The sequence below is a fragment of the Cypionkella sp. PAMC25878 genome (genome assembly GCF_058135695.1).
The window spans coordinates 1,426,871-1,452,248 of sequence record NZ_CM176871.1; the positions used below are offsets into that span (position 1 = coordinate 1,426,871).

The window sequence follows — 25,378 nt, forward strand, 5'->3', positions numbered from 1 at the left end:
CCCGCGTTCAGCCGCCGCAATAGGCCTGCGCCTGCGCGCCGAACGCCTTATAGCGCTCCCAAAACGCATCATCGCTGTCGGTTTTCGACATCCAGACCTTATGCGCCTTCTCGGGGTCCTTGAAGAACGCCACCGCGCGACGCTGATCGCCGCCTTTCAGCGTCATATCGGCAACCTGCTGAATACAAGCACACAGCTGCCGATTGGCCGCCTTGCGCTCGGAGCGGTTGCACGCATTCTCAATCGGCCCGGCGCTGGCAAAACTGCTCATCATCGGAAGCACCACGCCCAGACTTAACACAGCCAGACTGGCCGCCCACAAAATAGACTTTTTCATCGCTCTGCCTCTGCCCGCCCACGACCGGGTTGCCCTCAGCCGCAGATCATTATCTGGAATCAGTATGGTAGCAAGCGCGGGATTTTTCAAGACGCGGTTGCCATAGCTCGGATTCCACGCGCCAGCTGTCTTTGCGGCAGGGCGGGGTTCACCCCGCCACGCTTGGAGCCGCGCAAAGCCACCCCTCATCTATGCCAATTCGCATGGCCGCAACCCTTAACAAACTCTTAACGACCCCAAGATAACCCATTGAAATCCCACACCCCACCCCTCTGTCCACGCGTGGACACATCCTGCGCACCACAACCCCCTTCCCGCCCCCCCCAATCCAAGCTATATCGCGCGCATGACCCAGCTTGATCTCATCCGCAACTTCTCCATCGTGGCCCACATCGACCACGGTAAATCCACCCTCGCCGACCGGCTCATTCAGATGACCGGCACGGTGGCTGCGCGCGATATGAAGGCGCAGATGCTGGACAGCATGGATATCGAGCGCGAGCGCGGCATCACCATCAAGGCCAACACGGTGCGGATCGAATATCCGGCGAAGGATGGTAAAACCTACATCCTGAACCTGATCGACACCCCCGGCCACGTCGACTTTGCCTATGAAGTCTCCCGCTCGATGCGCGCGGTGGAAGGCTCTTTGCTGGTCGTCGATGCCTCACAAGGGGTTGAGGCGCAGACCCTCGCCAACGTCTACCAAGCCTTGGATGCAGGCCACGAAATCGTCCCAGTCCTGAACAAGATCGACCTTCCGGCCGCCGAGCCCGACCGCATCCGCCAGCAGATCGAAGACGTGATCGGCCTCGACGCCTCCGACGCCGTGCTCATCTCCGCCAAATCTGGCCTCGGCATCCCCGAGGTGCTGGAAGCCATCGTCACCCGTCTGCCCGCCCCGAAAGGCGACCGCGACGCACCGCTGAAAGCCATGCTGGTTGACAGCTGGTATGACGCCTATCTCGGCGTCGTCGTCATGGTCCGCATCATGGACGGCGTGATGAAAAAGGGCGACCGCGTCCGCATGATGCAAACCAACGCCGTCTACGGCATCGACAAACTCTCGGTCCTCAAGCCGCAGATGGTCGATATCGCCGAACTTGGCCCCGGCGAGATCGGCATCTTCACTGCCTCGATCAAACAAGTCCGCGACACCCGCGTCGGGGACACCATCACCCACGAACGCAAAGGCTGCACCGAGGCTTTGCCGGGCTTCAAACCCGCGCAACCCGTGGTGTTCTGCGGCCTGTTCCCGGTGGATGCGGCCGAATTCGAAGCCCTGCGCGACGCCATCGAGAAACTCTCGCTCAACGACGCCTCGTTCAGCACCGAGATGGAAACCTCGGCAGCATTGGGCTTCGGCTTCCGCTGCGGCTTCCTTGGCCTTTTGCACCTTGAAGTCATCCGCGACCGGCTAGAGCGCGAATATGACATCGACCTGATCACCACCGCCCCCTCGGTGGTCTTCAAACTCCACATGAAAGACGGCACCGTGCAAGACCTGCACAACCCCGCCGACATGCCCGACCTCACCTATATCGACCATATCGAGGAGCCCCGGATCAAGGCCACGATCATGGTGCCCGACGACTACCTCGGCGACGTGCTGAAACTCTGCCAAGACCGTCGCGGCATCCAGATGGACCTGTCCTACGCCGGGTCGCGCGCCATGGTGGTCTACGATCTGCCGCTGGCCGAAGTGGTGTTCGATTTCTACGACCGCCTGAAATCGGTCACGCAGGGCTATGCCTCCTTTGACTATAGCATCTCGGAATATCGTGAAGATTTCCTTGTCAAAATGTCGATTCTTGTCAACGAGGAACCCGTCGACGCCCTGTCGATGATGGTCCACCGTGATCGCGCCGAAGCGCGCGGCCGCGCCATGGTTGAAAAACTGAAAGACCTGATCCCCCGCCACATGTTCAAAATCCCGATCCAAGCGGCGATTGGCGCCCGCGTGATCGCGCGCGAGACTTTGTCGGCGATGCGCAAAGACGTGACCGCCAAATGCTACGGCGGCGACGCCACCCGGAAGAAGAAACTGCTGGAGAAGCAGAAGGCCGGGAAAAAGCGGATGCGGCAGTTTGGTAAGGTGGAGATTCCGCAGGAGGCGTTTATCAGCGCTCTAAAAATGGACAGCTAAGGCTGTCCCTTTTTAGAGCGGGTGGGCGAAAGAGAATGGAGAATCCATTCGCGTGCCCACACAGTGCAGGATAGGCGGGGCGTTTGCGGTTAAGATGCATAAATGTGAATGAGAAGATTTTTCTGATCAAAATGTTGACCTAGATAATCAGATTACCTAACGTTTGGCTGACAGAGCACACGAGAATGACGCGCGGATAATTTAAGGATAAATTAAGTGAAGACATTTTTCGCTCTGCTGATAAGCGCAGTATTTTTGGCGGCGTGCGTCCCAATGCCGGTAGGTGGCGAAGGGGCAACACAACGTGGAGATGCGCTAATCGCAGAAGCACTACTTGGTTATGATGGTCAGAACATAATCAAAATATCAAGCTCACGCGGTTGGTCCTGCTCAGGGACTTACAATAGGCAGGCTGCTGGCAACTCGACAACTCGCAGCTTTCCTCTAACGTGCTCCAATGGTGCACATGGAAATGCTATAATGAGTGTGAACTCAATCCAACAACGTTCGACAATCGCTTTTACGCTTTCGAATGGTGAGTCTGGACGTGTCGCATTCGGTGTTGTTTCTTAGCGCGAACTAAGAAGCGGCGGGGCGCCACGCTACAAAAATAATAAAAAAGGTGGGGTAAATCCCCACCTTATCTCGACAAGAGCGACCCACCTCTCACCCAAAACTCACTTATTCCGGCAACCCGGCACGTTCAGGTCGCGGCAGAAATACCCGCCCGCGCCGCCGATCACAGCGCCCGTCACCGCATTGCCGCCCGTGGCCCCCGCGATCACCGCACCGCCTGCCGCACCCGCCAACCCGCGCTGGGCGTCGTTTTCCAAGCAGCCCGAGAGCCCAAACGCCGCGATACCGACGAGGATGTAAGATTTGATGGTCATGGAAGCCTCCTATGAAATGGCTGATACCAGACAACGCGCCAACCCCGCTCCGGTTCCCTCCCTCCGCAACCCCGGCGAAATGCCGCCATTAACCTTACCTTAACCAAATCCCACCAAACTGAAGGCATGAAAGCCCTCATCCCCCTGCTGATCCTATGCGCCTGCGGTGCCCAACCCGCGCCAGAATTCTTCAACGCCAAGCGGGTTGATCTCACCCGCGACGGCCGCCAATATACGGTTTTCTATACCGAAAAGCGCGTCGAGGTGATCCGGCAAGGCTATGCCAAAAGGGTCGAGCGCGACGACATCCGCGCCGAAATGATCGCCCTGATCCCCGAGGTGACAGGCTGCAAACTGCGCGAATCCTCGCTCACCGGGGATTCCGGCGAAATGCGCGGCTCTATCCGTTGTCCGCACGCTTGATGATCAGCATATAAAACGCGTAAGCCCCTGCCACAACAAACAAAATCCCCCAACCGGGGCTGTTGTAATAGAACTCCACCAACCCCCACAGCATTGGCAAAACACAAGTCACCCACCGCACCCAAGCCTTGGCAAAGAACGGATCATTCGGGTCTAAGATCTTCATATCGCACGCCTTTTTATACCTGCCCCAGCATGCCGCGAAAACGCGGCCCTGCCAAGTCCCTTGCCCGACTCACCGCCACCGCCTAGCCTTGCCGAAAAGGAGCCCGCCATGACCGACATCTCCGCCAGCTTCCAAGGCCAAACCATCATCACCACCTTCGAGATGACCCCCGCCACAGCCCATGATCTGATGGAAAAACTGCAAGCCGCCTACGACGAATTTATCCGGCATCAGCAAGGCTTTATCGGTGCGGGCCTGCATATGAACGATGCGATGACGCGGGTATGCAACTACTCAAAATGGCAGCGGCGCGAGGATTATCAGGCGATGCTGCGCAGTCCGGAAATGCGCGAGCGCAACCGTCTGATCAACACCCTGTGCAAAGGCTTCGAGCCGGTGATGTATGAGGTGATCGCGGCGTTTTAACCCAACTACTTCCGCCGTCGCGCCTTACCGCCCCGCATCCCCGCCCGACCACCAGTTGATCGCCAGGACATTTTCACAGCGTCTTCCACGGCGTCCTCGACCACCGATTGCCGCGCCAAAGGATCATCTGCGATGGTCAGTTCCACCGCCTCCAACCGCCTCACCTCATCCCGCATCCGCGCGGCTTCCTCGAATTCCAGGTTCTCGGCAGCTTTGCGCATCGCCAAACGCAAAGCATCCAAATGGCTGGCAAGGTTGTGCCCCAGCATCGGGCGGTCGATCTTCGCCGTCACCCGGGCCTGATCGGTGTCACCTTGGTAAATCCCCAGCAGCACATCCTCGACGTTCTTCTTGATCGTGGTGGGCGTGATCCCGTGCAGGGTATTGTAAGCAATCTGTTTATCGCGCCGCCGCGTGGTTTCGCCAATCGCGCGCTCCATGCTGCCAGTGATCCGGTCGGCATACATGATCACCCGACCATCCGAGTTCCGTGCCGCGCGGCCAATCGTCTGGATCAGTGAGGTTTCCGAGCGCAGGAAGCCTTCTTTATCGGCGTCCAAAATCGCCACCAGCCCACATTCCGGGATATCCAGCCCTTCGCGCAACAGGTTAATCCCGACCAGAACATCAAACGCCCCCAGTCGCAAATCCCGAAGGATTTCAATGCGTTCAATGGTGTCGATGTCCGAGTGCATATAGCGGATTCGGATGCCCTGTTCATGGAAATACTCAGTCAGATCCTCGGCCATCCGCTTGGTCAAAGTCGTCACGAGCACGCGCAGGCCCAGCAAAGCCACACGGCGGATTTCGTCCAGCAGGTCATCCACCTGCATATCCACCGGGCGGATTTCGATCTGCGGATCGACCAGGCCTGTCGGGCGGATCACCTGTTCGACGAACACGCCGCCGGTCTGCTCCATCTCCCAAGCCGCCGGGGTGGCCGAGACGAACACCGTTTGCGTCCGCATCGCGTCCCATTCTTCGAACTTCAGCGGGCGATTGTCCATGCAAGAGGGCAGGCGGAAGCCATGTTCGGCCAAGGTCATTTTGCGCCGGAAGTCGCCCTTATACATGCCGCCGATCTGTGGCACCGAAACGTGGGATTCGTCTGCAAAAACAATGGCATTGTCGGGGATAAACTCGAATAATGTCGGCGGTGGTTCTCCCGGTGCGCGGCCTGTCAGATAGCGCGAATAGTTCTCGATGCCGTTGCAAACCCCGGTCGCCTCCAGCATTTCCAGATCAAACGAAGTCCGCTGCTCCAGCCTTTGCGCTTCCAGCAATTTGCCTTGGCTGACCATCAAATCCAGCGTCTGCCGCAGCTCTTTTTTGATGCCGATCACTGCCTGATTCATCGTCGGGCGCGGTGTCACATAGTGCGAATTGGCGTAGATGCGGATTTGTTTAAAATTGTCAGTTTTCGCGCCCGTAAGCGGGTCAAACTCGACAATCGCCTCCAACTCCTCACCGAAAAACGAAAACCGCCAGGCGCGATCTTCCAAGTGGGCGGGCCAAACCTCCACCGAGTCGCCGCGCACCCGGAAGCAGCCGCGCTGAAACGCCTGATCGTTGCGCTTATAGGCTTGGGCCACCAACTCGCCCAAAACCTGCCGCTGATCATAGCTTTGCCCGACCAGCAAATCCTGCGTCATCGCCGAATAGGTTTCCACCGAGCCGATGCCATAGATGCACGACACCGAGGCCACGATGATCACATCGTCCCGTTCCAGCAGCGCACGGGTGGCCGAGTGGCGCATCCGGTCGATCTGTTCGTTGATCTGCGATTCCTTCTCGATGAAGGTGTCGGTGCGGGCGACATAAGCTTCGGGCTGATAGTAATCGTAGTAGGAAACGAAGTATTCCACCGCATTTTCGGGGAAGAAGCCCTTGAATTCGCCGTATAATTGCGCGGCCAGCGTCTTGTTGGGGGCCAAGATAATCGCCGGACGCTGGGTCTGTTCGATCACCTTCGCCATTGTAAAGGTCTTGCCGGTGCCGGTCGCGCCCAGCAAAACCTGATCATGCTCGCCCTCCAGAATCCCCTGTGACAGCGCTGCAATCGCGGTCGGCTGATCGCCCGCCGCCTCAAACGGGGTCTTCAAGACAAACCGCCGCCCGCCTTCCAGCTTGGGGCGGGTCAGCACCTCGGGGCGCTCGGACAGGGCATTGATGTTGTTATGGGGCACAGTGATTCCTTCCCGTGATTCCCTCCAGCGCCCAATCTATTCCGTTTTTGTTCACGGGGAAGGGGCATGGAAAACAAAGGCGTGTGAAAGCAGCTGTTAACCTATCTTTCGCTAAAGTGAAGAAAAGCAATGCAATTTTAACGAAAATGTAGATCAAAGATGCACTTTATAGTTGTTTTGCAGCGAAGCCTGCGGCACTCTACCCGAGCAAGCAGCAAACTTCGCTGTCGGTTGGTCGCACCACACACCCCACTCACCCCCCTCGCGACCAACCGACAGCGCCTTCTGGCTTGCGTTTTCCCGCCAATTTCGGAATAAACCTACCCAACACTCAGGGAGTTTTCATCATGCGCGCCCGCATTTATCAGCCCGCCAGAACCGCCATGCAGTCTGGCACCGCGAAAACCACCGATTGGCTGCTGGAATTCGCCCCGGATTCTGCGCGGGAAGTTGATCCGCTGATGGGCTGGACCAGTTCTTCGGACACCCAAGCGCAGGTCAAACTGCGCTTTGAGTCGCGTGAAGCTGCCGAAGCCTATGCCACTGCAAACGCTATTGAATTTGACGTGACCGAGCCGCAAAAGCGCAAAGCTTTGATCCGCCAGCGTGGCTATGGGGAGAATTTCGCGACCGACCGTCGCGGTGTCTGGACGCATTAACCATCGCCCCCGCCCAAGCTTAGGGCGCTTTTTGCCTGCTACATTTCGACCCAAAGAAAGGTTTTCCCATGCGTTATGCTGCCATTATTGCTCTGCCGCTCAGCCTCTGCGCCAGCCTAGCCTCGGCTGAAGCCACGCCAGAGGGGGCCGAAGCCCTGACCGCCACGCTGCAAACTTATCTTGGCGCGACCGAAGGCGTCGTCACCGTCACCCCCGAGGAGGATTACTACGATGTCACCCTCGATTTCGCGCCGCTGATCGCCAAGGCCCCGCCCGAGGTGAAAACCACCATCACCCCGATCGAATTCAGCCTGACCGATAACGGCGATGGCACATGGGAAATGGAGCAGGATCAAGCGCTTGACTTCACTTTGTCGGTGCCAGGTACGGCGGATATCGCGGTGAAAATTGCCAGCCTGCAAAGCACCGGCACTTTTGATGCGGCGCTGCAAGCCTTCACCACCTCGACCACCACGGCGACCGATATGGCGGTGACCGAGAAGGTGATTGATCCGAACACCAAATCTGAGACCAATGTCGCCTACAGCCTTGCCAGCATGAAACTTGATAGCACCGCTGAAGCCGGTGCCGATGGCGGGGTGGACGCGTCCAGCACCTATGAGGCCACCGGGCTGACCGAGACGATGACGGTCCCGGAAATGGGGATGCCGATCACCCTGACCGCCGAAAGCCAGTCGGGAACCTCCGAGATGACGGGCCTGCGCCCGGATGCGATTTATAAACTGATCGCCTTTGCCGTCGCCAACCCAGATGCCGCAGCCGCTATCGCAGAGCAAGACACGCTGAAGGGCATCGTGAAAGACGGCTTGCCGCTGTTTGCGCATGTGGCGGCCACGGGCGCGCTGAAAGCCGTTAAGGTCGATACTCCGATGGGCGCGGTCGGCCTCAGCGATATGACGTTTGAGATTGAGGCGAATGGGATTGTCGATGATGGTCTGTTCCGCGAAGCCTTCACCCTGAACGGCCTGAGCCTGCCCGCGGGTCTGGTGCCGGAATGGGCGGCGCAACTGGTGCCGACCTCGCTGAGCCTCGATTTCAAAGCCTCGCGCTTCAATCTGGCAGCCCCGGCGGCGATCCTGTTGGAAACGCTGGATATTGCTAATCCGAAGGTCAACACGCCGGAAGAAGATCAGGCGTTGCTGGCAGCTTTGCTGCCCGATGGCGTGGTCGATCTCACATTGGCACCGGGCACCATTACCTCGCCGCTGTATACCGTGACCTATGAGGGTGCTTTCAGCGCGGGCCCGGCCACGCCGATGCCCGTCGGCAAAGCCACCGTCACTGCAACGGGTTTGACGGCAGTGGAACAGGCGCTCGCCGCTGGCCCGCCCGAAATGACAGGCCAGATCACGCCGATGCTGAAAATGGCCGAAGGCATGGCCAAACCCGGCGAAAACGGCGCTTTGGTCTGGGAACTGGAATCCACCGCAACCGGTGGTTTCTTGGTGAATGGCACCAATATGATGGGTGCACAATGAGTGTGACCATCACCAAGGAAAGCCCGCTAAGTGCGGATCTGGCGCTGCTGATGCAGCGCCACACCGAAGACATGCACGCCGATACGCCGCCCGAAAGCATCCATATGATGGATGCCTCGGAACTGGCGATCCCCGAGGTGGATTTCTTCGTGCTGCGCGATGCGGGAAAACCCTTGGCGATGGGCGCGTTCAAACGGATCGACGCAGCCCATGCTGAGATCAAATCCATGCATGTGTTGACGGAAGCGCGGGGCAGGGGGCTGTCGCGTACCATGCTCGATCACCTCTTGGCCGAAGCCAAAGCCGCAGGCCTGAAACGCCTGTCGCTGGAAACCGGGGTGCAGCCCACCTTCGTCGCCGCCCGCGCGCTGTATTACAAAGCGGGCTTTGAAGACTGTCCACCGTTTGAGGGCTACAGCCTTGATGCGAACTCGCTTTACATGACGCGCAGCCTTGCGTAGCGGCCGATCCTGCCGCACATAGGCCAAATGCGGCTCCGTAGCTCAACTGGATAGAGCACGGACCTTCTAAGTCTGGGGTTGAGGGTTCAAGTCCTTCCGGAGTCGCCATAGCTTTATTAAACATATGATTTTCCATCACTTTACTGCCTGTTTTGGAACTTCTGCCAAAAAGTTGGAACTTTGTGTCACCAAGGCATAAGAGTGCACGAAATCGCGTTTTCGTGCACACCCCCTGTCAAGGGATTTCTTTCGGGGACAAGTTTAACCTCAACTGGCACCGCGATGTCTCACCAGGAGCAGATGGGGGAGATGTCGCTTTGAGCCCAAAGTGTCGATTGCTTGTCATACCAAAATCAGCCAGTTAGCTTTCTTGGCGTAATACTCCTGCCGCCAATTAGCAAAGGATCCAGTTATGAAACTACCATCGGGCCGGGTTCCGCTGCTGTCGACTGTATTCGATGATATACTGAAAGTTACCCATTCATTTCATGACGGGTCTTTAGGGTCAGGACCTATTGATTTTGCAACGCAGCCGTGATTCAGGCTCCGCAAGGAGACTGAGCAATGAGCAACCTTTACTGGCTGACGGACGAGCAGATGGCTCGACTTAAACCCTTCTTTCCCAAGAGCCACGGGGTGCCGCGTGTCGATGATCGTCGGGTCTTGAGCGGCATTATCTTCATCAATCGCAATGGCTTGCGTTGGTCTGACGCGCCGAAGGAATACGGCCCGGCGAAGACGCTTTACAACCGTTGGAAGCGATGGGGCGACATGGGCGTCTTTGCCCGGATGATGGAAGGGTTGGCCTCCGAGGCGGCGGTCCCGAAGACGGTGATGATCGACGCGACCTATCTCAAGGCGCACCGCACGGCTTCAAGCCTTGGGGTGAAAAAGGGGGGCGCGGTCGTCTGATTGGCCGGACCAAAGGTGGCATGAATACCAAACTGCATGCCGTCACTGACGAAAACGGCCGACCGATCCGCTTCTTCATGACCGCAGGTCAGGTCAGCGATTACACCGGCGCTGCGGCCTTACTGGGCAGCTTACCCAAAGCGACGTGGCTGCTGGCTGACCGGGGTTATGACGCCGACTGGTTCCGAGACGCCCTGAAAAACAAGGGGATCACGCCTTGCATCCCCGGCCGGAAGTCACGCGCGAAGCCTGTCAAATACGATAAACGCCGATACAAACGCCGCAATCGGATTGAGATCATGTTTGGCCGTCTCAAAGACTGGCGGCGGGTGGCAACACGTTACGACAGATGCCCAAAAGTCTTCCTCTCCGCCGTCGCTCTCGCCGCAACCGTCTTGTTCTGGCTTTGACGATCAATGAGTCTGGACCCTAGGGTCAGGACCTATTGATTTTGCAACGCAGCCGTGATTCAGGCTCCGCAAGGAGACTGAGCAATGAGCAACCTTTACTGGCTGACGGACGAGCAGATGGCTCGACTTAAACCCTTCTTTCCCAAGAGCCACGGGGTGCCGCGTGTCGATGATCGTCGGGTCTTGAGCGGCATTATCTTCATCAATCGCAATGGCTTGCGTTGGTCTGACGCGCCGAAGGAATACGGCCCGGCGAAGACGCTTTACAACCGTTGGAAGCGATGGGGCGACATGGGCGTCTTTGCCCGGATGATGGAAGGGTTGGCCTCCGAGGCGGCGGTCCCGAAGACGGTGATGATCGACGCGACCTATCTCAAGGCGCACCGCACGGCTTCAAGCCTTGGGGTGAAAAAGGGGGGCGCGGTCGTCTGATTGGCCGGACCAAAGGTGGCATGAATACCAAACTGCATGCCGTCACTGACGAAAACGGCCGACCGATCCGCTTCTTCATGACCGCAGGTCAGGTCAGCGATTACACCGGCGCTGCGGCCTTACTGGGCAGCTTACCCAAAGCGACGTGGCTGCTGGCTGACCGGGGTTATGACGCCGACTGGTTCCGAGACGCCCTGAAAAACAAGGGGATCACGCCTTGCATCCCCGGCCGGAAGTCACGCGCGAAGCCTGTCAAATACGATAAACGCCGATACAAACGCCGCAATCGGATTGAGATCATGTTTGGCCGTCTCAAAGACTGGCGGCGGGTGGCAACACGTTACGACAGATGCCCAAAAGTCTTCCTCTCCGCCGTCGCTCTCGCCGCAACCGTCTTGTTCTGGCTTTGACGATCAATGAGTCTGGACCCTAGGTGTTTGATTCCACGGTTTGTTGGTGCGATCCTTTCTCAGGCATGGAAGGAAGCAACATGGGACAGGTTCGTCACGGAAGCACCACGATCCCGTTGCCCGGTAGGTGAATGCATGCATTCGCCGAGAGGCGCACGCCGTCAGAGCCGCAATACAGCGATCACAAGCTTCGCTCGCGCAGTTGAGGCGCGAGCTGGGCATCAACCCCAAGACGGTGGCGAAGTGGCGCAAGCGCGCGACGGTCGAGGATATGAAGACCGGGCCGTCGGAGCCGCGGTCCACCGTTCTGACAAAGGCCGAAGAGGCGATGATTGTCGCGTTTCGGCGCCATACGCTGCTGCCGTTGGATGACTGCCTCTATGCATTGCAACCGCCGATCCCGCACCTGACCCGTTCGGCGCGGCACCGGTGTCTGCAGCGACATGGCATCTCCCGCCTGCCCGACGTCGAGGGCGAGAAGCCCAAACGCCAGAAGCTCAAGCGCTACCCGATCCATTGGCCGACAGGCGATGCTTGCATCGCCGAGAGGCGGGTTCTTCCACATCCGCTGCCCGGCAGTGGTTTGCCTGCAAACCACAAGAGCGGACATCGCTGAGATGCAGACCGCTGAAGGCAAGCTCTCGTTCTTCGTCGGCATCGACCGGACAGCCAAGTTCGCCATCGCGCAACGCGTTGCAACGGCTGACAGACGCACCGCCTGGGAGTTCCGGCAACACATGCTCGAGGCCGTGCCCTATCAGGTTCAGACCATTCTCACCGATCGAGCCATTGGAAGCGCCACGGGTTCAAGCCCAATGGCGAGGGGCATCCCGTTCGCCGAGCAACCCCGGAACCGGAACACGATCTATTCCCGGCCAATGCGCTTCGACATGATCTGCGAGGCCAACGGCATCAAGCACCGATTGACGAAACCCAACCACCCATGGACGAACGGCCAAGTCGAGCGAATGCTTCTCGGCGTTTGACGGCAAACACCTGTCAGCCAACCGAACCGCACGATCAAGGACGCGACAGTAAAGCGCTTCCACTACGACAGCTACGATCAGCTGCGCACGCACCTTGCCGACTTCCTGGCCGCCTACAACTTCGCACGACAGCACAAGACGCTGAACGGCCGCACGCCCTACGCATACATCTGCAAAATCTGGACATCAGAGCCAGATCGATTCATCCTAAACCCGATCCACCGGATGCCGGGACTGAACACTTAGGGGGAAACACCTAGGTTCGGGACTTCAGTAACGGGGTCGTCCCAGTCAAGCGGTTTTGCGTATGCGGGATGCGCCGCCGAACTGCGGTTTTTGTCGGCTTAGGAAGTGATCTGCTTCCCTTCTCGGCAGCCTTCGCCTGAGGTCGACCCGGGTGCATGCTTCGGTCCGGGTCAGCGCGATGGCCGCCAACATGATGCTGGTCCAATGCAATTCCGATATGCCCATCTCATTGGCGTGCTCTATGTGATCGGCGTCAGTCCTGAGCACGGCATCATCGCAACCGTGTCCCGTCGGGACCTCGAAGGCCCGCGATCAGGCGGGCAGCAGTCTGGAGCTTGTGTCTTCAGCCGGCATGGATCACCGGAGTATCGAAGCGGAAGTCGATGTCATCCTTCCACATGCGGTGTAGGATTACGGCGATACGCCGCGCCAGCGCAACCATCGCGCGCTTGGCACCACGACGGCGCGCAAGTTTTGCGGCCCAGGTTCGCAACCAGCTCGCCCGTCCACCAATCGTCGGGAAAACAGTCCACCGGACTGTTTTCTGACCCTCATCATACATCATGACCGTGGCAGCCTGACACAGCGCGCGTCGAAGGTTGACGTCGCCCGCCTTGGTGATCCCACCCGAGATGTCTCGCTCGCCCGACTGGTTTCGCGAGGGAGTCAGGCCGACCCACGGCCCGACCCTCTTCGAGGAAGTGAACCGGTCTGGATCATCGACCGCAGATCGATAGGTCAGTGCCACAACAGCGCCGATCCCCATTGCCCGGCAGGCGATTTGCGAAGCAAATCTGCCGAGAGGGGGCATCGACATCAACCGGCGGCAGACCGGATCTTCCTGCGCGAGTTGCCGGACATGGCGTTCAAGGCCCGCCAACTCTCGCCGCAGCGGCAACCGCGCGCTGAGCATGGGTTCGGTTGCCGCTTCCAGCATCGGATTACCGGCCGCCAGCTCGCGGATACGCTGTTCGAACCGGCCTTGCGATATGGTGCCGACCTTAAGTCCGAAGTTCCGAAGCAGCCCGCGCAAAGACATTTCCAGCGTGATGAACCCCTGTTGCACGGCCTTTCGAGCAGTGAGCACCGCCCGAACCTCTTGTGCGGACACCGATTTGCAGTGAACAGGCCGGAACCAGCCGAGGTGCAGAAGACGCGCGATACCTTCGGCATCACGGCGGTCCGTCTTGATCGGCATAGCCTTAAGGGCGCCCTTCACTTGCCGGGCTTCCATGAGCACGACAGGCTGCCCAGCCTCGGACAACCCGCGATGCAACCACTGCGACAAGGGGCCAGCCTCGAGCCCGACGGCAGCGATTGCGCCGTCCTGATCGTTGATCCAACGCAACAGCGCCTCGGGCTCGCTCGCCACCTGCGCCTCCTTCACGATCTTCCCATGCTCGCTGATCACGCAGATCGCGGTCTTCTCCAGCGACACATCCAGTCCGACAAACAGCTTCATCCCGCACTCCTCCCTGTGGATCCGATACGGGAATGGCGCCAGCTTGCCCGCGATTCTGCAACGGTAACGGGCGGGTCGCGACGCAGGCCCCGTTACGGCATCTCCACTGGCAAGTCCGGCGAATACGCCGGGACCTTAAAAAATGCGCGCGGGGATCCCGCGCGCAGCTTGTATCAGATCGTGCCCGCAGCCATCTCGCTGGCGATATGATCTGCCTGACGGATCGCCAGCGCCACTATGGTCAGCGTCGGGTTTTCCGCAGCGCCAGTGGTGAACTGGCTGCCGTCCGAGATGAACAGGTTGGCGATGTCATGGGTCTGGCCCCATTTGTTGACCACGCCCAGTTTCGGGTCTTCCGACATCCGGTTGGTGCCAAGGTTGTGGGTGGATGGATAGGGCGGCGTCGGGAAGGCTCGCGTGGCCCCAACCGCCTCATACATCGCCACACCACGCTCGTAGGCATGGTTGCGCATAGCCATATCATTCGGGTGATCGGAATAATTCACATTGGGCGCAGGCAGGCCAAACTGATCCTTGGCATCCGCAGACAGCGTGACGCGGTTGGTTTCTTGCGGCAGATCTTCGCCGACAATCCACAGCCCGGCCATGTTTTCGTAGCTGTCCAAGCCCGAGGTAAATTCACGCCCCCAAGCGCCCGGATCAAGGAAGGCCGCCATGAACGGCAGACCAAGGCTGAGGGTTTCCAGCTCATACCCGCCGACAAAGCCGCGTTCCGGGGCGTGATGCGCCTCGTCCTGCATGATGCCTGCCATTGTGGTGCCGCGCCACATCCGCACCGGCTTGTCGAACACGCCGTAGACCGAGCCTGTGACATGCCGCATGTAATTGCGCCCGACCTGATCGGAGGAGTTGGCAAGCCCGTTCGGGAACATATCCGAGGCAGAGTTCAGCAGCAGCCGCGGGCTTTCAATCGTATTGCCCGCGACGCAAATGATCCGCGCCTTTTGGGTCTGCAAGGTGCCGTCCTTGTCATAGTATTCAACCGCCGTCACCTTACCCGCCGCGTCATGCAGGATCTTGGCGACATGGCTGCGGTCGCGGACCTCTAGGTTGCCAGTCGCTTCGCCTTCAGGGATGTCGGTATAAGCGGCGGACCATTTCGCGCCCCATTTGCAGCCCTGAAAGCAGAACCCGGTTTGCTGGCAGGCCACGCGATTGCCGGTTTCATCCGAGGATTGGATCGCCATCCGCCCGGTGTGGACTTTAGTGTAGCCAATCGCCGTGGCACCTTTTTCGAACACTTTGTAGTTGTTGTTGCCCGGCAGGCCGGGGCGATTGCCAGTGCGTGTCACGCCCAGCTTTTCTTCGGCCTTGTCATACCACGGTGCCATCTCGGCGCCATCAATCGGCCAGTCGAGCAGGTTCGCGCCCTCGACCTTGCCGTAGTTGGTCAGCGCCTTCCATTCGTGGTCCTGAAACCGCAGAGACGCGCCTGCCCAGTGCGTTGTGGTGCCGCCAACCGCTTTGACGATCCATGCCGGAAGGCCCGAGAAATCCTTCGCCACCCGCCAATCGCCGCTGGTGGTGCGGGTATCGGTCCACGCCAACTGACCAAAGCTGGCCCATTCGTCGTTCAGATAATCCTCGGGCAAATAGCGCCCGCCGGCCTCTAGTGCCACCACCTTGACGCCCTTTTGCGCCAATTCGTTGGCCAGCACGCCGCCGCCTGCGCCGGTGCCGATGATGACGACCACGGAATCGTCGTTCAGATCAAATTTCGCTACCATGTGTTCGTCCTCCCTTTACAACCAAGCAATGTCGTCGAAGCCGCGGTCGATATAGCCGCCCTTGCTGAAGGACTCGCCCTCATAGCCAAAGATCGGCCAGATCTCTTTCTGGTTATACAACCCGGTCACCAGACCACCCCGCACCTTCTGGAAGAACGCGCCAGTCTCGATGGCTTGCAGAACCTTCACCCGGTCCTTTTCCCAACCAATCGCCAGATACGAGGCATGACCCTGCGCCACCGCCGCCGCATCCAGCTCGGCAATCCCGGCGGCGATCATGTCTTTGCTGTCTTCGGTGTCATAGCCTTTGACGGCCACCGCATAGTATTGGTCGGCCACCTTGTCATGCGGATAGATATCGCGCGCCATTTGCAGCAGCGTCGCCATTTGATCCGGCGTGATCACCGCAACCTCCAGCGCCCAAGCCGCATCAGGTGCCGCGATAAAGCCCGCCCCCGAGACCGCCAGCGCCCATGTTGCGATGGAGCGCGACAGCAGCGCGCGCCGCGTGATGCCCTTAAGTTGATCTTGCTTCATGTCATCCTCCCTTGAGTGCGTAATGGCTGCGAACTCCCCCCCGCAGCCTTGCGTTAGCGCGTCAGAGATACCTGCCGCCGCGCTGCAAAACTTCGATCTGGTAGCCGTCCGGGTCGGCGATAAAGAAGAACCGCGCCACCAGCACATCGCCGTTTTTGAAATCCACCAGCTTGCGCGGCGCCAGACCTGCCGCCGTTAACCGAGCGTGTTCTGCGTCAAGATCATCCACCGACACGGCCAAATGCCCATAGCCATCGCCCAGATTGTAAGGCTCGGTGCGGTCTTTGTTGACCGTCAGTTCCACCTCAAACCCGCTCTCGGGATTGGACATATAGATCAATGTGAAGCTAGGAAAATCCAAGCGATCCGCTACCGAAAGCCCAAAAGCCGTCTGGTAAAAAGCAACAGAGCGCGCTTCCCGCAGCACACGGATCATAGAATGTATCGCCTTGGCCATAATCCCTCCTCAACCACCCCGGATTTGGTAAGATTACTGAACCAATTTATGCGTAGGGTAGTAGCCCTCTACTACAGCGCAATTTTATTGCTATTCCGCTGCAAACCGGGGCTGAACCTGATCGGGCATCTGATCTAGTTCGCCCAGATGAATGGTGCAGGCACAGCGCAGGAAAGAGGTAAAGTTTGGTGCCTCGCCATGTTGTTGCAGCACTTCGGAATGAAGTTTCGACAACAAGGCGGGCGTGGTCAGACCTTGTTTGTCTGCCATCGCGTCCAATATCCGCCAGAACGCACGCTCCAACCGGATACTGGTAGACTGGCCGTTCAGCCGCAAACGGCGGGTGACGGACTCGTAGCGAGCAGGGCTTTGCCCGGCGAAGATCTGGCACATCAGCTTGTACTCCCCCATCCAAGCTAAGTGATCTGCGCCCGAGTCGTCAACATTGCCGACATCACGATTGCCTTGGGTAGCCCGCTTTGCCGCACGGCAGCGTTATCAAAACTTTTGCATAGGCAACGAGGCGTCAGCAAATGACAGCGTTCCGCCCTTTACGTCGACCACGGGTCTTTAGGCATGATCGACCCAAACCCGTCGGTTGGTCGAGATATCTTCCCCATGCTCGGCGATCAGGTGCACGACCGGGCCGTCGCGTTCGATCCTATTACGCACGCGCACAAGCCGACCGGTGATAACGGCTTGCGCCCTAGGATTACGGAGAACTCCATCATCAGCTTATTCGTCGATGGCACCGCACACATAGATGCTCTGCAGTGCCGTATCAGGTAGACCCAAGACCTTCATCTTGGATGTTGAACCCTTTGGGAATACGGCAACCCTCATCAAGAGGCAGGGCTGCATCCTGCAATAGATCTTGTGCCATTGCATCGGCGTTGGGCCCCGCAGCCAAAAGCTGCTGCCATATATCACGAACGACGGGCGCGATCCGCGGCTCTGTTACGGCGCGTGCCGTGTGAAGCCAAATCGCCAGCCCGTCGCTACTTTCATACTCACGCTTCTTCCGCAGGGTGGTGACTTTTGCCTGCGCAGCACTGGCAAAACGCGCAACAGACGCGGATGGCCAGTTGATCAATTCTTGCAAGTTTTGCCCAGCGGAAAGGTAGGACGCTGCCCAGAAACGCGCCGCCGCTGCATGACTTTCAACGATATGTGGTTTCGCCTGTGCCAGCTTGTCTGCAAGGGCCTGCGCCTCGTCGACCAAGGTTGCTGTTGCCTTTTCTAGCTTCCATGCGCTGAACATTTTGTCCTCCATTCTCGCTTATGACGGACAATGCCGCTAAGTATTCAGTCCCGGCATCCGGTGGATCGGGTTTAGGATGAATCGATCTGGCTCTGATGTCCAGATTTTGCAGATGTATGCGTAGGGCGTGAGGCCGTTCAGCGTCTTGTGCCTTCGGGCGAAGTTGTAGGCGGCCAGGAAGTCGGCAAGGTGCGTGCGCAGCTGATCGTAGCTGTCGTAGTGGAAGCGCTTTACTGTCGCGTCCTTGATCGTGCGGTTCGGTTGGCTGACAGGTGTTTGCCGTCAAACACCGAGAAGCATTCGCTCGACTTGGCCGTTCGTCCATGGGTGGTTGGGTTTCGTCAATCGGGGCTTGATGCCGTTGGCCTCGCAGATCATGTCGAAGCGCATTGGCCGGGAGTAGATCGTGTTCCGGTTCCGGGGTTGCTCGGCGAACGGGATGCCCCTCGCCATTGGGCTTGAACCCGTGGCGCTTCCAATGGCTCGATCGGGGAGAATGGTCTGAACCTGATAGGGCACGGCCTCGAGCATGTGTTGCCGGAACTCCCAGGCGGTGCGTCTGTCAGCCGTTGCAACGCGTTGCGCGACGGCGAACTTGGCTGTCCGGTCGATGCCGACGAAGAACGAGAGCTTGCCTTCAGCGGTCTGCATCTCAGCGATGTCCCCTCTCGTGGTTTGCAGGCAAACCACTGCCGGGCAGCGGATGTGGAAGAACCCGCCTCTCGGCGATGCAAGCATCGCCTGTCGGCCAATGGATCGGGTAGCGCTTGAGCTTCTGGCGTTTGGGCTTCTCGCCCTCGACGTCGGGCAGGCGGGAGATGCCATGTCGCTGCAGACACCGGTGCCGCGCCGAACGGGTCAGGTGCGGGATCGGCGGTTGCAATGCATAGAGGCAGTCATCCAACGGCACCAGCGTATGGCGCCGAAACGCGACGACCATCGCCTCTTCGGCCTCTGTCAGAACGGTGGACCGCGGCTCCGACGGCCCGGTCTTCATATCCTCGACCGTCGCGCGCTTGCGCCACTTCGCCACCGTCTTGGGGTTGATGCCCAGCTCGCGCCTCAACTGCGCGAGCGAAGCTTGTGATCGCTGTATTGCGGCTCTGACGGCGTGCGCCTCTCGGCGAATGCATGCATTCACCTGCCGGGCAACGGGGTCGTGGTGCTTCCGTGACGAACCTGTCCCATGTTGCTTCCTTCCATGCCTGAGAAAGGATCGCACCAACAAACCGTGGAATCAAACATCTAATGTACGCGTTTATGGCCAGAGATCAGATCGCAGTCTTTTAACTAATTGTTTTATATGGGTATTTTATGATGATTATCTGCGTCGACCGATTCGGCGGGCACTCTTATGGCTCATTGGCATTGCAAGCATCCGCTGGAATATCCAGCGACTTGGCCGGGCGCAGATGGCCTTCCTTAATCTGAATTGGGCGGAACGGCGGAATTTCTTGCACGGCGGGCTGCACCTGCGACAGCGTGTAGCAGCCATTGAAAAACACCTCTGACCCATCAGCCCGGTGTGCCGCAATCGCCACCGGCACCGTGCTGAAGATCGTGCCCGCCGCCCCCTCGGATGTCACCGCGCCATAGGCCACATCAATCACCGTGGTATCTTGATAACCCTCTCGAAATGAAGGGTAATCCGCGACGGACCCTTCGGCAAAATAGCTCCAGGCCCGCAGATATTCCTGTCGGTTCAGCGCATTGTAAAGCGAAGCCACCACGGCCAACGGTGTGGAGCGATCATCAGTGTAATCGGGCGTAACGGCTCCAGCTGCGGTGCTGGACAGGATAAGGGCGGTTGCAAGGCAGGCGCGCAGGGTCATGGTATGTTCCAATTCAAAGGGCAGCGGGTGTTAACCCGCCACCCGCGCTTTCGTTCCAGATGTAGGTTAGCCTTGGCCCCCCAGCCACTCCCGGAAGGCCGCCACCACGTCGGCGTCGCTATCCACCATATACTGCGGCGCAGGATAGGCTCTGCCGTGCACATCGCTGGCGAAAGCCGTCATCGCCGTGATCCGCAGCTGCTGCAACCGCGCGTGTTCGCTGGCGAAATCGGCGTAGCGTTTGGCATGGCGCGGCACATGGCCCGAGGTTTGCCCCAGCACATCATCGCTGAACAAATACTGCGCATGGCCCGCAGGCCCGGCCCCCATCGAGATCAGGAACAGCCCGGTTTTGGCGGCAATCGCTTCGGTGATCGAATGTGGCACCACTTCGATTTCAACCGCAAACGCCCCCGCCGCCTCCAGCGCTTTGCACTGCTGATAGACCAGTTGCGCCGAGGCCAAGGTCTTGCCCACCGCCTTAAACCCGCCCGTCCAAGTCCGCTTCGATGGGATCAGCCCGACATGGCCGCAGACCGGCAGGCCATGATCCGCCATCGCCTTCACCGTCTGCAACGAGCCCGAGCAATAGAACCCATCCGCCCCGGCCTTGAACAGCGGAAACGCCCATTTCAGGAAATCCGCCGTATCGCCGATCTCATAGAAATTATCGCCGGGAAAGGCGAAGGCATTCGGCGCGGCATCGCGAAACTGGCGATCTAGGATCATTGCAGGCGGGATCGACAGCAGCTCAACCCCGGCCTTTTCTGCTGCCGCCGCTTCCTCCAAAGTCTCCACCCGTAGCATGGCAAACTGATGTTTGCCGCGCTGATCCAGCAAATCCCTAACCGTCAAACGTGCCATCACGCCACCTGAATGAAGACGCGCGCGCCCTCAACCTTCACCGGATAGGTTTTCAGGTTGATACACACCGGGGCACGCTTGGCCTCTCCGGTGCGGTAATCAAACTGGCCGTTGTGTTTGGGACATTCGATCACATAATCCATCACCAGCCCGTCCGCCAAATGCACCTCCTCATGTGTGCATTTGCCCGCAGTCGCAAAGAACTGCCCATCCGGGGAATGGTAAATCGCATAGGTCGCGCCGCCATGATCAAAGCGGATCAGATCCTCCGCGTCGATGTCATCGGTGGCACAGGCGTCAATCCATTGGGTCATCATCTACTCCGCAGCGGTCGGGGCGGCGCCAAGCGCGGCCGAATGAAAGTCTTCACGGTAAGGTTTGGCCGTGGCAGGCAGGTTGCGCTTCAGGAAAAAATCCTCATAGGCCAACTGCCTGCGCAGCGCGGGCCACATCTCCTTAAACGCTTGCGCAATCGAGGTATTCGGCGCGGGCAAGTCATGCTTGATCGCTGCGTGCAGCCGGGGCAGGGCGTGATGCGGCACCATCGGGAACATGTGATGTTCGACATGGTAATTCATGTTCCAATAGATGAACCGGCTGACCGGGTTCATATACACCGTCCGCGAGTTCAGCCGATGGTCGATCACATTGTCGGCCAGCCCACCATGCTGCAACAGCCCGGTCATCACATGATGCCATGCGCCGTAAATCCGGGGCAGGCCGATCACCATAAGCGGCAGGATCGACCCCATCCCGATCGCCAGCGCCAAAGTCGCGCCATAGATCGCAGTCGAAATCCGCGCCACCCGCACGACCTTCGGCCATTCGCTTTCCGGCACATAGGTTTTCTCGGTCGGATGCACGCCGATAAATGCATTGTACAACATAAGCGGGAAGAACGCCGCCACATCCGGCAGACCAAAGAACCCGGCAATCAGCTTGGCAAAAGCCGGGGGCCGCATCACGGCAATCTCGGGGTCGCGCCCGACGATATAAGTGTCGGTGTGGTGGCGCGCATGGCTCCACCGCCAAGTGGCCGAGTTGCGCATGATCATAAAGCTGGCAATCTCATAGACCACATTGTTCATCCACGGCGTCTTGAACGCGGTGCCGTGACCACATTCATGCCAACGGCTGTCAGAAGCCGAGCCATACAACACACCATAGGCCAGCCAAAACGGCGCTGACCACCACAACGGCCATAGGTAAATCCCGATCCCGGCAAAGCAGATCATCAGCCCATACAGCAGCACGGTATCCTGGATCGCCGGGCTATCAGAGCGCTGCATCAACGCCTTCATCTCTTTGCGCGGCACCTCGGTGTGATACCACTCCGCCGCCGCAAGCCCGGTCGCAACCGCCTGCGCCCCATCCGGGCCCAGCAGTGAATAATCGCGCTTTGTCATAGAAGCTCCCCCTCTCCGACCAATTCTGCGGCTAGGATAGAAGATATATTCCATTTCTGCCAAGCTAGGCTCTGGCGTTTCTCATCATATCTCGTCAGAATACCCGTATTGGTGATGAAAACCCATCAGGGGGCGTGATGAAACGTTTGGGCATGGCAGATTTGGCGCGCGCGGCGGGGGTTTCCATCGCCACGGTGGACCGCGTGCTGAACGGACGCGAGCCTGTGCGCGAAGACACCCGCGCCCAGATCATTGCCGCCGCCGAGCGCATCGGCCATCCTGCCGCGCGCCGCCTTTCGCCGCGCCCGGTTGATCTGCGCGAAATCCGCTTTGGTGTCGTGCTGCACAAACAGGGGCAGGATTTCTACAAGGCCTTCGCCGAGGCCCTGCATCGTGCCGTGGCACAGGCTCCCGGCGTGCAAGGCCGTCTGGTGCTGGAATTTTCCAGCAGCCAAGCCCCCGGCGAGATGGCAGCAGCCCTGCGCGCCATGGCGGGGCGCTGCGATGTGCTGGCCGCCACCGCCGTGAACCACCCCGAAGTGACGGCGGCAGTCGAGGAACTTTCCAGCAAAGGCCTCGCGGTGTTTTCCTTACTGTCAGACTTCGCCCAAGGCGCCCGCGCGGGCTATCTGGGGCTGAATAACCTGAAAGTGGGCCGCACTGCGGGCTGGTTCATGCATCAAACCGCCCGAAAACCCGGCGTGATGGCGCTGTTTGTCGGCGGCCACCGCTGGCACGGCCATGAACTGCGTGAGACCGGATTTCGCGGCTACCTGCGCGAATGTGCGCCGCATTTGACGGTTCTGGACACGCTGGTTAACCTTGAGACCCGCCAGCTGACCTATGAAGCCACCCTCAACCTGCTGGCCCGTCAACCCGATTTGCGCGGCATCTATGTGGCCGGTGGCGGCATGGAGGGCGCGATCGCGGCGCTGCGCGAGGCCCGGTCTGCGGGCGATGTGGCGCTGGTAGTTTCCGCCCTCACGCCAGAGTCGCGCGCTGGTCTGGCCGAGGGTCTGATCACCCTGACCGTCGATACGCCGCTGGAAAAGCTCTGCCGTGATCTGATGGTGATCATGACCCGCGCCGCCACCGAAGGCCGGGGTCCCGGCGGCTTACAGCATTTCCTGCCGCCCGATCTGCATGTGGCCGAGTCGGTCTAACCGTTGTGCTGGCCTGATATTATGGACGCGATCAGAGCATTGCGCGAAAATATCGTCAAAACACATCAGACTTCGCCCCCCTAAATAGAACCTATAGAAGAATTGCGACTTGAAATAGAATATCAATTCCACGACAGTACTACTACTGGCCCGAGGAGGGGCCATGAGTCGAGGAATTCCCAGAATGTTGCCTTTCGCGCTGAACCACATGACCACCCCGAAATTGGGCTGGTTGGCCTTCCTTGATCTCGCACAGTCTTTGGGCTGCGTGGGCGTCGAATTCCGCAATGATTTCAAAACCCCGCTGTTTGACGGCGCTGACCCCACCGAAGTGGGCGCTGCCGCCAAAGCGCGCGGCCTGCGCATCCTCGCGCTTGCCGAAGTGAAAATGTTCAACGATTGGTCGGACGCCAAACGCGCCGAGGCCGACGATCTGATGAAAATAGCCAAGGCCTGCGGGGCCGAGGCCATCAGCCTGATCCCGCGCAACGACAATGTGGCGACCTCGCGCGCAGACAGCCGCCAAGTCACCGAAACCGCCCTGCGCGCCCTGCTGCCGATGCTGCAATCTTACGGCCTCAAAGCCATGGTTGAACCGCTAGGCTTTGAAGTGTGCAGCTTGCGCTACAAAGATATTCTGGCCGAAGTGATCGAAGCCGTCGGCGGCAAAGGCACCTATTTCATCGTACATGACACCTTCCACCACGCCCTCGCGGGTGGTGGCCCGATCTACCCGGAGCTGACCGGCATCGTGCATGTCTCGGGCGTCAAGGACAGCATCTATGTCAATGACATGCGCGACCCGCACCGCGTTCTGGTCGATGCCGATGACCTGTTGGGCAACGTCGCCCAGATCCGCGCCTTGCGTGCCGCAGGCTACACCGGTGCGATCAGCTACGAACCTTTCGCCGCATCAGTGCACGATCTGGCTGACCCCAAATCCGCGCTGACGGCATCTATCGCATTCATCCGCGCGGGCGTTACAGCCTGACGCGGCAGAATACCGCCCTTGGGAGAGGGCGGTCCGGCCAAAAACGGTGTGCCGGACACCGACTTGTGGAGGAGAGACACATGAAAAAGACCCTTTTGACCGCGGGCTTCATCGCTTTGATGGGCACCAGCGCGATGGCAGACGGTATCGGCGTGTCGATGGCGCTGTTTGACGACAACTTCCTGACCGTTCTGCGCAACGGCATTCAGAAGCAAGCCGATGCTGCTGGTCTGAAAGTGCAGATCGAAGACGCGCAAAACGACGTGGCCAAGCAGTTGGACCAGATCAACAACTTCATTGCCTCCGGCGTCACCGCGATCATCGTCAACCCGGTGGACACTTCCGCGACCCAAGCGATGTCGGATGCCGCTGCCGCTGCCAACATCCCGCTGGTTTATGTCAACCGTCAGCCGATCAACGTTGACACGCTTCCGGCCAACCAAGCCTTCGTCGCCTCGAATGAAGTCGATAGTGGCACGTTGGAGACCAAAGAAGTGTGCCGCCTGTTCAAAGAAGCGGGCAAGACCGAAGCCAATGTTTATGTGATGATGGGCGAGCTTTCCAACCAAGCCGCCGTACAGCGCACCGCAGACATCCATGATGTGATCGGCGGCCCGGATTGCGGCGTAAAGATCAACATCATTGACGAGCAAACCGCCAACTGGTCGCGTGACCAAGCGCAAACCCTGATGACCAACTGGCTGTCGGCTGGTGCTGCGTTTGACGGCGTGATTGCCAACAATGATGAGATGGCAATCGGCGCGATCCAAGCGATGAAAGCCGCCAATATCGACATGAAATCGGTCGTCGTCGGCGGCGTTGATGCCACCCAAGACGCTCTGGCCGCGATGCAGGCGGGTGATCTGGACGCAACCGTGTTCCAGAACGCAGCAGGGCAGGGCGCAGGCGCATTGGATGCTGCCGTCAAGCTGTCGAAAGGCGAGGCTGTCGAGCATAAGGTCTATGTGCCGTTCGAATTGGTGACCCCGGCGAACGTCGCTGACTACGCCGCCAAGAACTGATCCCCAACGGGATAAAGGAGCGGCGCCACGGCGTCGCCCTTTGTCA

The 25,378-nt window shown here is 59.1% G+C and carries 25 protein-coding genes, 1 tRNA gene and 2 pseudogenes; 13 read left to right on the plus strand and 15 right to left on the minus strand.

All coding sequences use genetic code 11. The annotated features are described in order from the left end of the window. Window positions 1-7: 7 nt before the first annotated feature. Window positions 8-337 (minus strand): hypothetical protein, encoded by a 330-nt coding sequence (locus tag ACS5RD_RS06645; RefSeq protein WP_489930522.1) that lies wholly within the window; start codon window positions 335-337, stop codon window positions 8-10. Between the two features lie 346 nt (window positions 338-683). Between ACS5RD_RS06645 and lepA the strand changes: the two genes are divergently transcribed. Next, window positions 684-2,483, plus strand: coding sequence for a translation elongation factor 4 (lepA, locus tag ACS5RD_RS06650; RefSeq protein ID WP_054005160.1), 1,800 nt, complete (start codon window positions 684-686; stop codon window positions 2,481-2,483). Between the two features lie 677 nt (window positions 2,484-3,160). On the opposite strand, the gene ACS5RD_RS06655 is transcribed toward lepA, so the two are convergent. After that, complete coding sequence (locus ACS5RD_RS06655) at window positions 3,161-3,373, minus strand: hypothetical protein (RefSeq protein ID WP_054005158.1); 213 nt, start codon at window positions 3,371-3,373, stop codon at window positions 3,161-3,163. A gap of 126 nt (window positions 3,374-3,499) precedes the next feature. Between ACS5RD_RS06655 and ACS5RD_RS06660 the strand changes: the two genes are divergently transcribed. After that, entirely contained in the window at window positions 3,500-3,796 is a 297-nt protein-coding gene (locus tag ACS5RD_RS06660; protein WP_489930523.1) for a hypothetical protein, read from the plus strand. Here the strand turns inward: ACS5RD_RS06660 and ACS5RD_RS06665 are convergent. Next, entirely contained in the window at window positions 3,774-3,962 is a 189-nt protein-coding gene (locus ACS5RD_RS06665; RefSeq protein ID WP_489930524.1) for a hypothetical protein, read from the minus strand. The two genes, ACS5RD_RS06660 and ACS5RD_RS06665, sit on opposite strands and share 23 nt — an antisense overlap. Window positions 3,963-4,070: 108 nt before the next feature. Between ACS5RD_RS06665 and ACS5RD_RS06670 the strand changes: the two genes are divergently transcribed. Then, entirely contained in the window at window positions 4,071-4,388 is a 318-nt protein-coding gene (locus tag ACS5RD_RS06670) for an antibiotic biosynthesis monooxygenase family protein (protein WP_054005155.1), read from the plus strand. 5 nt (window positions 4,389-4,393) lie between these two features. Here ACS5RD_RS06670 and uvrB read toward each other — a convergent pair whose 3' ends face one another. Next, window positions 4,394-6,574, minus strand: a complete 2,181-nt coding sequence (gene uvrB, locus ACS5RD_RS06675; RefSeq protein ID WP_489930525.1) for an excinuclease ABC subunit UvrB — start codon at window positions 6,572-6,574, stop codon at window positions 4,394-4,396. A 347-nt stretch (window positions 6,575-6,921) separates the two neighbouring features. On the opposite strand from uvrB, the gene ACS5RD_RS06680 reads away from it, so the two are divergent. The 7 genes and pseudogenes from ACS5RD_RS06680 (at window position 6,922) to ACS5RD_RS06710 (ending at window position 12,589) form a co-directional block, all read left to right on the plus strand. Beyond that, complete coding sequence (locus ACS5RD_RS06680) at window positions 6,922-7,233, plus strand: ETC complex I subunit (protein ID WP_054005153.1); 312 nt, start codon at window positions 6,922-6,924, stop codon at window positions 7,231-7,233. A gap of 68 nt (window positions 7,234-7,301) precedes the next feature. Next, entirely contained in the window at window positions 7,302-8,732 is a 1,431-nt protein-coding gene (locus ACS5RD_RS06685; RefSeq protein ID WP_489930526.1) for a hypothetical protein, read from the plus strand. Beyond that, complete coding sequence (locus ACS5RD_RS06690; protein ID WP_054005151.1) at window positions 8,729-9,193, plus strand: GNAT family N-acetyltransferase; 465 nt, start codon at window positions 8,729-8,731, stop codon at window positions 9,191-9,193. Before ACS5RD_RS06685 ends, ACS5RD_RS06690 begins: the two co-directional genes overlap by 4 nt. A gap of 31 nt (window positions 9,194-9,224) precedes the next feature. After that, window positions 9,225-9,301: transfer RNA gene (locus tag ACS5RD_RS06695), tRNA-Arg, on the plus strand. Between the two features lie 456 nt (window positions 9,302-9,757). Next, a protein-coding gene (locus ACS5RD_RS06700) for an IS5 family transposase (protein ID WP_489927796.1) occupies window positions 9,758-10,515 on the plus strand; the annotation gives its coding sequence in 2 pieces (ribosomal slippage) (window positions 9,758-10,076 and window positions 10,076-10,515; 759 coding nt in all). Between the two features lie 84 nt (window positions 10,516-10,599). Next, window positions 10,600-11,357, plus strand: a protein-coding gene (locus tag ACS5RD_RS06705; RefSeq protein ID WP_489927796.1) for an IS5 family transposase whose coding sequence is annotated in 2 segments (ribosomal slippage) — window positions 10,600-10,918 and window positions 10,918-11,357 — 759 coding nt in all. Because the reading frame shifts where the segments join, the coding sequence is not laid out codon by codon here. A gap of 127 nt (window positions 11,358-11,484) precedes the next feature. Continuing rightward, window positions 11,485-12,589 (plus strand): annotated as a pseudogene (locus ACS5RD_RS06710) (integrase core domain-containing protein). A gap of 343 nt (window positions 12,590-12,932) precedes the next feature. Here ACS5RD_RS06710 and ACS5RD_RS06715 read toward each other — a convergent pair. From ACS5RD_RS06715 to ACS5RD_RS06765, 11 genes and pseudogenes are all read right to left on the minus strand, one after another. Then, window positions 12,933-14,051: an IS110 family RNA-guided transposase gene (locus ACS5RD_RS06715; RefSeq protein ID WP_489930527.1), complete on the minus strand. Its 1,119-nt coding sequence runs from the start codon at window positions 14,049-14,051 to the stop codon at window positions 12,933-12,935. A gap of 173 nt (window positions 14,052-14,224) precedes the next feature. Then, window positions 14,225-15,799 (minus strand): GMC family oxidoreductase, encoded by a 1,575-nt coding sequence (locus ACS5RD_RS06720; RefSeq protein ID WP_489930528.1) that lies wholly within the window; start codon window positions 15,797-15,799, stop codon window positions 14,225-14,227. 15 nt (window positions 15,800-15,814) lie between these two features. Then, a complete protein-coding gene (locus ACS5RD_RS06725) occupies window positions 15,815-16,336 on the minus strand; it encodes a Twin-arginine translocation pathway signal (RefSeq protein WP_489930529.1) in 522 nt (173 codons plus the stop codon). 61 nt (window positions 16,337-16,397) lie between these two features. Further along, complete coding sequence (locus tag ACS5RD_RS06730) at window positions 16,398-16,793, minus strand: VOC family protein (protein ID WP_489930530.1); 396 nt, start codon at window positions 16,791-16,793, stop codon at window positions 16,398-16,400. 90 nt (window positions 16,794-16,883) lie between these two features. Next, window positions 16,884-17,186: a ribbon-helix-helix domain-containing protein gene (locus tag ACS5RD_RS06735; RefSeq protein WP_489930531.1), complete on the minus strand. Its 303-nt coding sequence runs from the start codon at window positions 17,184-17,186 to the stop codon at window positions 16,884-16,886. 388 nt (window positions 17,187-17,574) lie between these two features. Further along, complete coding sequence (locus tag ACS5RD_RS06740; protein WP_489930532.1) at window positions 17,575-18,054, minus strand: hypothetical protein; 480 nt, start codon at window positions 18,052-18,054, stop codon at window positions 17,575-17,577. Between the two features lie 36 nt (window positions 18,055-18,090). Then, window positions 18,091-19,242 (minus strand): annotated as a pseudogene (locus ACS5RD_RS06745) (integrase core domain-containing protein). A 164-nt stretch (window positions 19,243-19,406) separates the two neighbouring features. Beyond that, on the minus strand, window positions 19,407-19,886 hold the full coding sequence (locus tag ACS5RD_RS06750; protein WP_489930533.1) for a hypothetical protein: 480 nt from the start codon (window positions 19,884-19,886) through the stop codon (window positions 19,407-19,409). Window positions 19,887-19,952: 66 nt separating this feature from the next. Next, entirely contained in the window at window positions 19,953-20,750 is a 798-nt protein-coding gene (locus tag ACS5RD_RS06755; RefSeq protein WP_489930534.1) for a 3-methyl-2-oxobutanoate hydroxymethyltransferase, read from the minus strand. Beyond that, window positions 20,750-21,064 (minus strand): MocE family 2Fe-2S type ferredoxin, encoded by a 315-nt coding sequence (locus ACS5RD_RS06760; RefSeq protein ID WP_489930535.1) that lies wholly within the window; start codon window positions 21,062-21,064, stop codon window positions 20,750-20,752. The genes ACS5RD_RS06755 and ACS5RD_RS06760 overlap by 1 nt, the downstream gene beginning before the upstream one ends. Before the next feature lie 3 nt (window positions 21,065-21,067). After that, window positions 21,068-22,156: a fatty acid desaturase family protein gene (locus tag ACS5RD_RS06765; RefSeq protein ID WP_489930536.1), complete on the minus strand. Its 1,089-nt coding sequence runs from the start codon at window positions 22,154-22,156 to the stop codon at window positions 21,068-21,070. A gap of 137 nt (window positions 22,157-22,293) precedes the next feature. Here ACS5RD_RS06765 and ACS5RD_RS06770 point away from each other — a divergent pair, with 137 nt between their 5' ends. The 3 genes from ACS5RD_RS06770 to ACS5RD_RS06780 all read left to right on the plus strand — a co-directional run bounded on the left by ACS5RD_RS06770 (window position 22,294) and on the right by ACS5RD_RS06780 (window position 25,332). Beyond that, a complete protein-coding gene (locus ACS5RD_RS06770; RefSeq protein WP_489930537.1) occupies window positions 22,294-23,319 on the plus strand; it encodes a LacI family DNA-binding transcriptional regulator in 1,026 nt (341 codons plus the stop codon). Between the two features lie 184 nt (window positions 23,320-23,503). Continuing rightward, window positions 23,504-24,310, plus strand: a complete 807-nt coding sequence (locus ACS5RD_RS06775) for a TIM barrel protein (RefSeq protein WP_489930538.1) — start codon at window positions 23,504-23,506, stop codon at window positions 24,308-24,310. Window positions 24,311-24,390: 80 nt separating this feature from the next. Beyond that, complete coding sequence (locus ACS5RD_RS06780) at window positions 24,391-25,332, plus strand: sugar ABC transporter substrate-binding protein (RefSeq protein ID WP_054005632.1); 942 nt, start codon at window positions 24,391-24,393, stop codon at window positions 25,330-25,332. Window positions 25,333-25,378 lie beyond the last annotated feature (46 nt).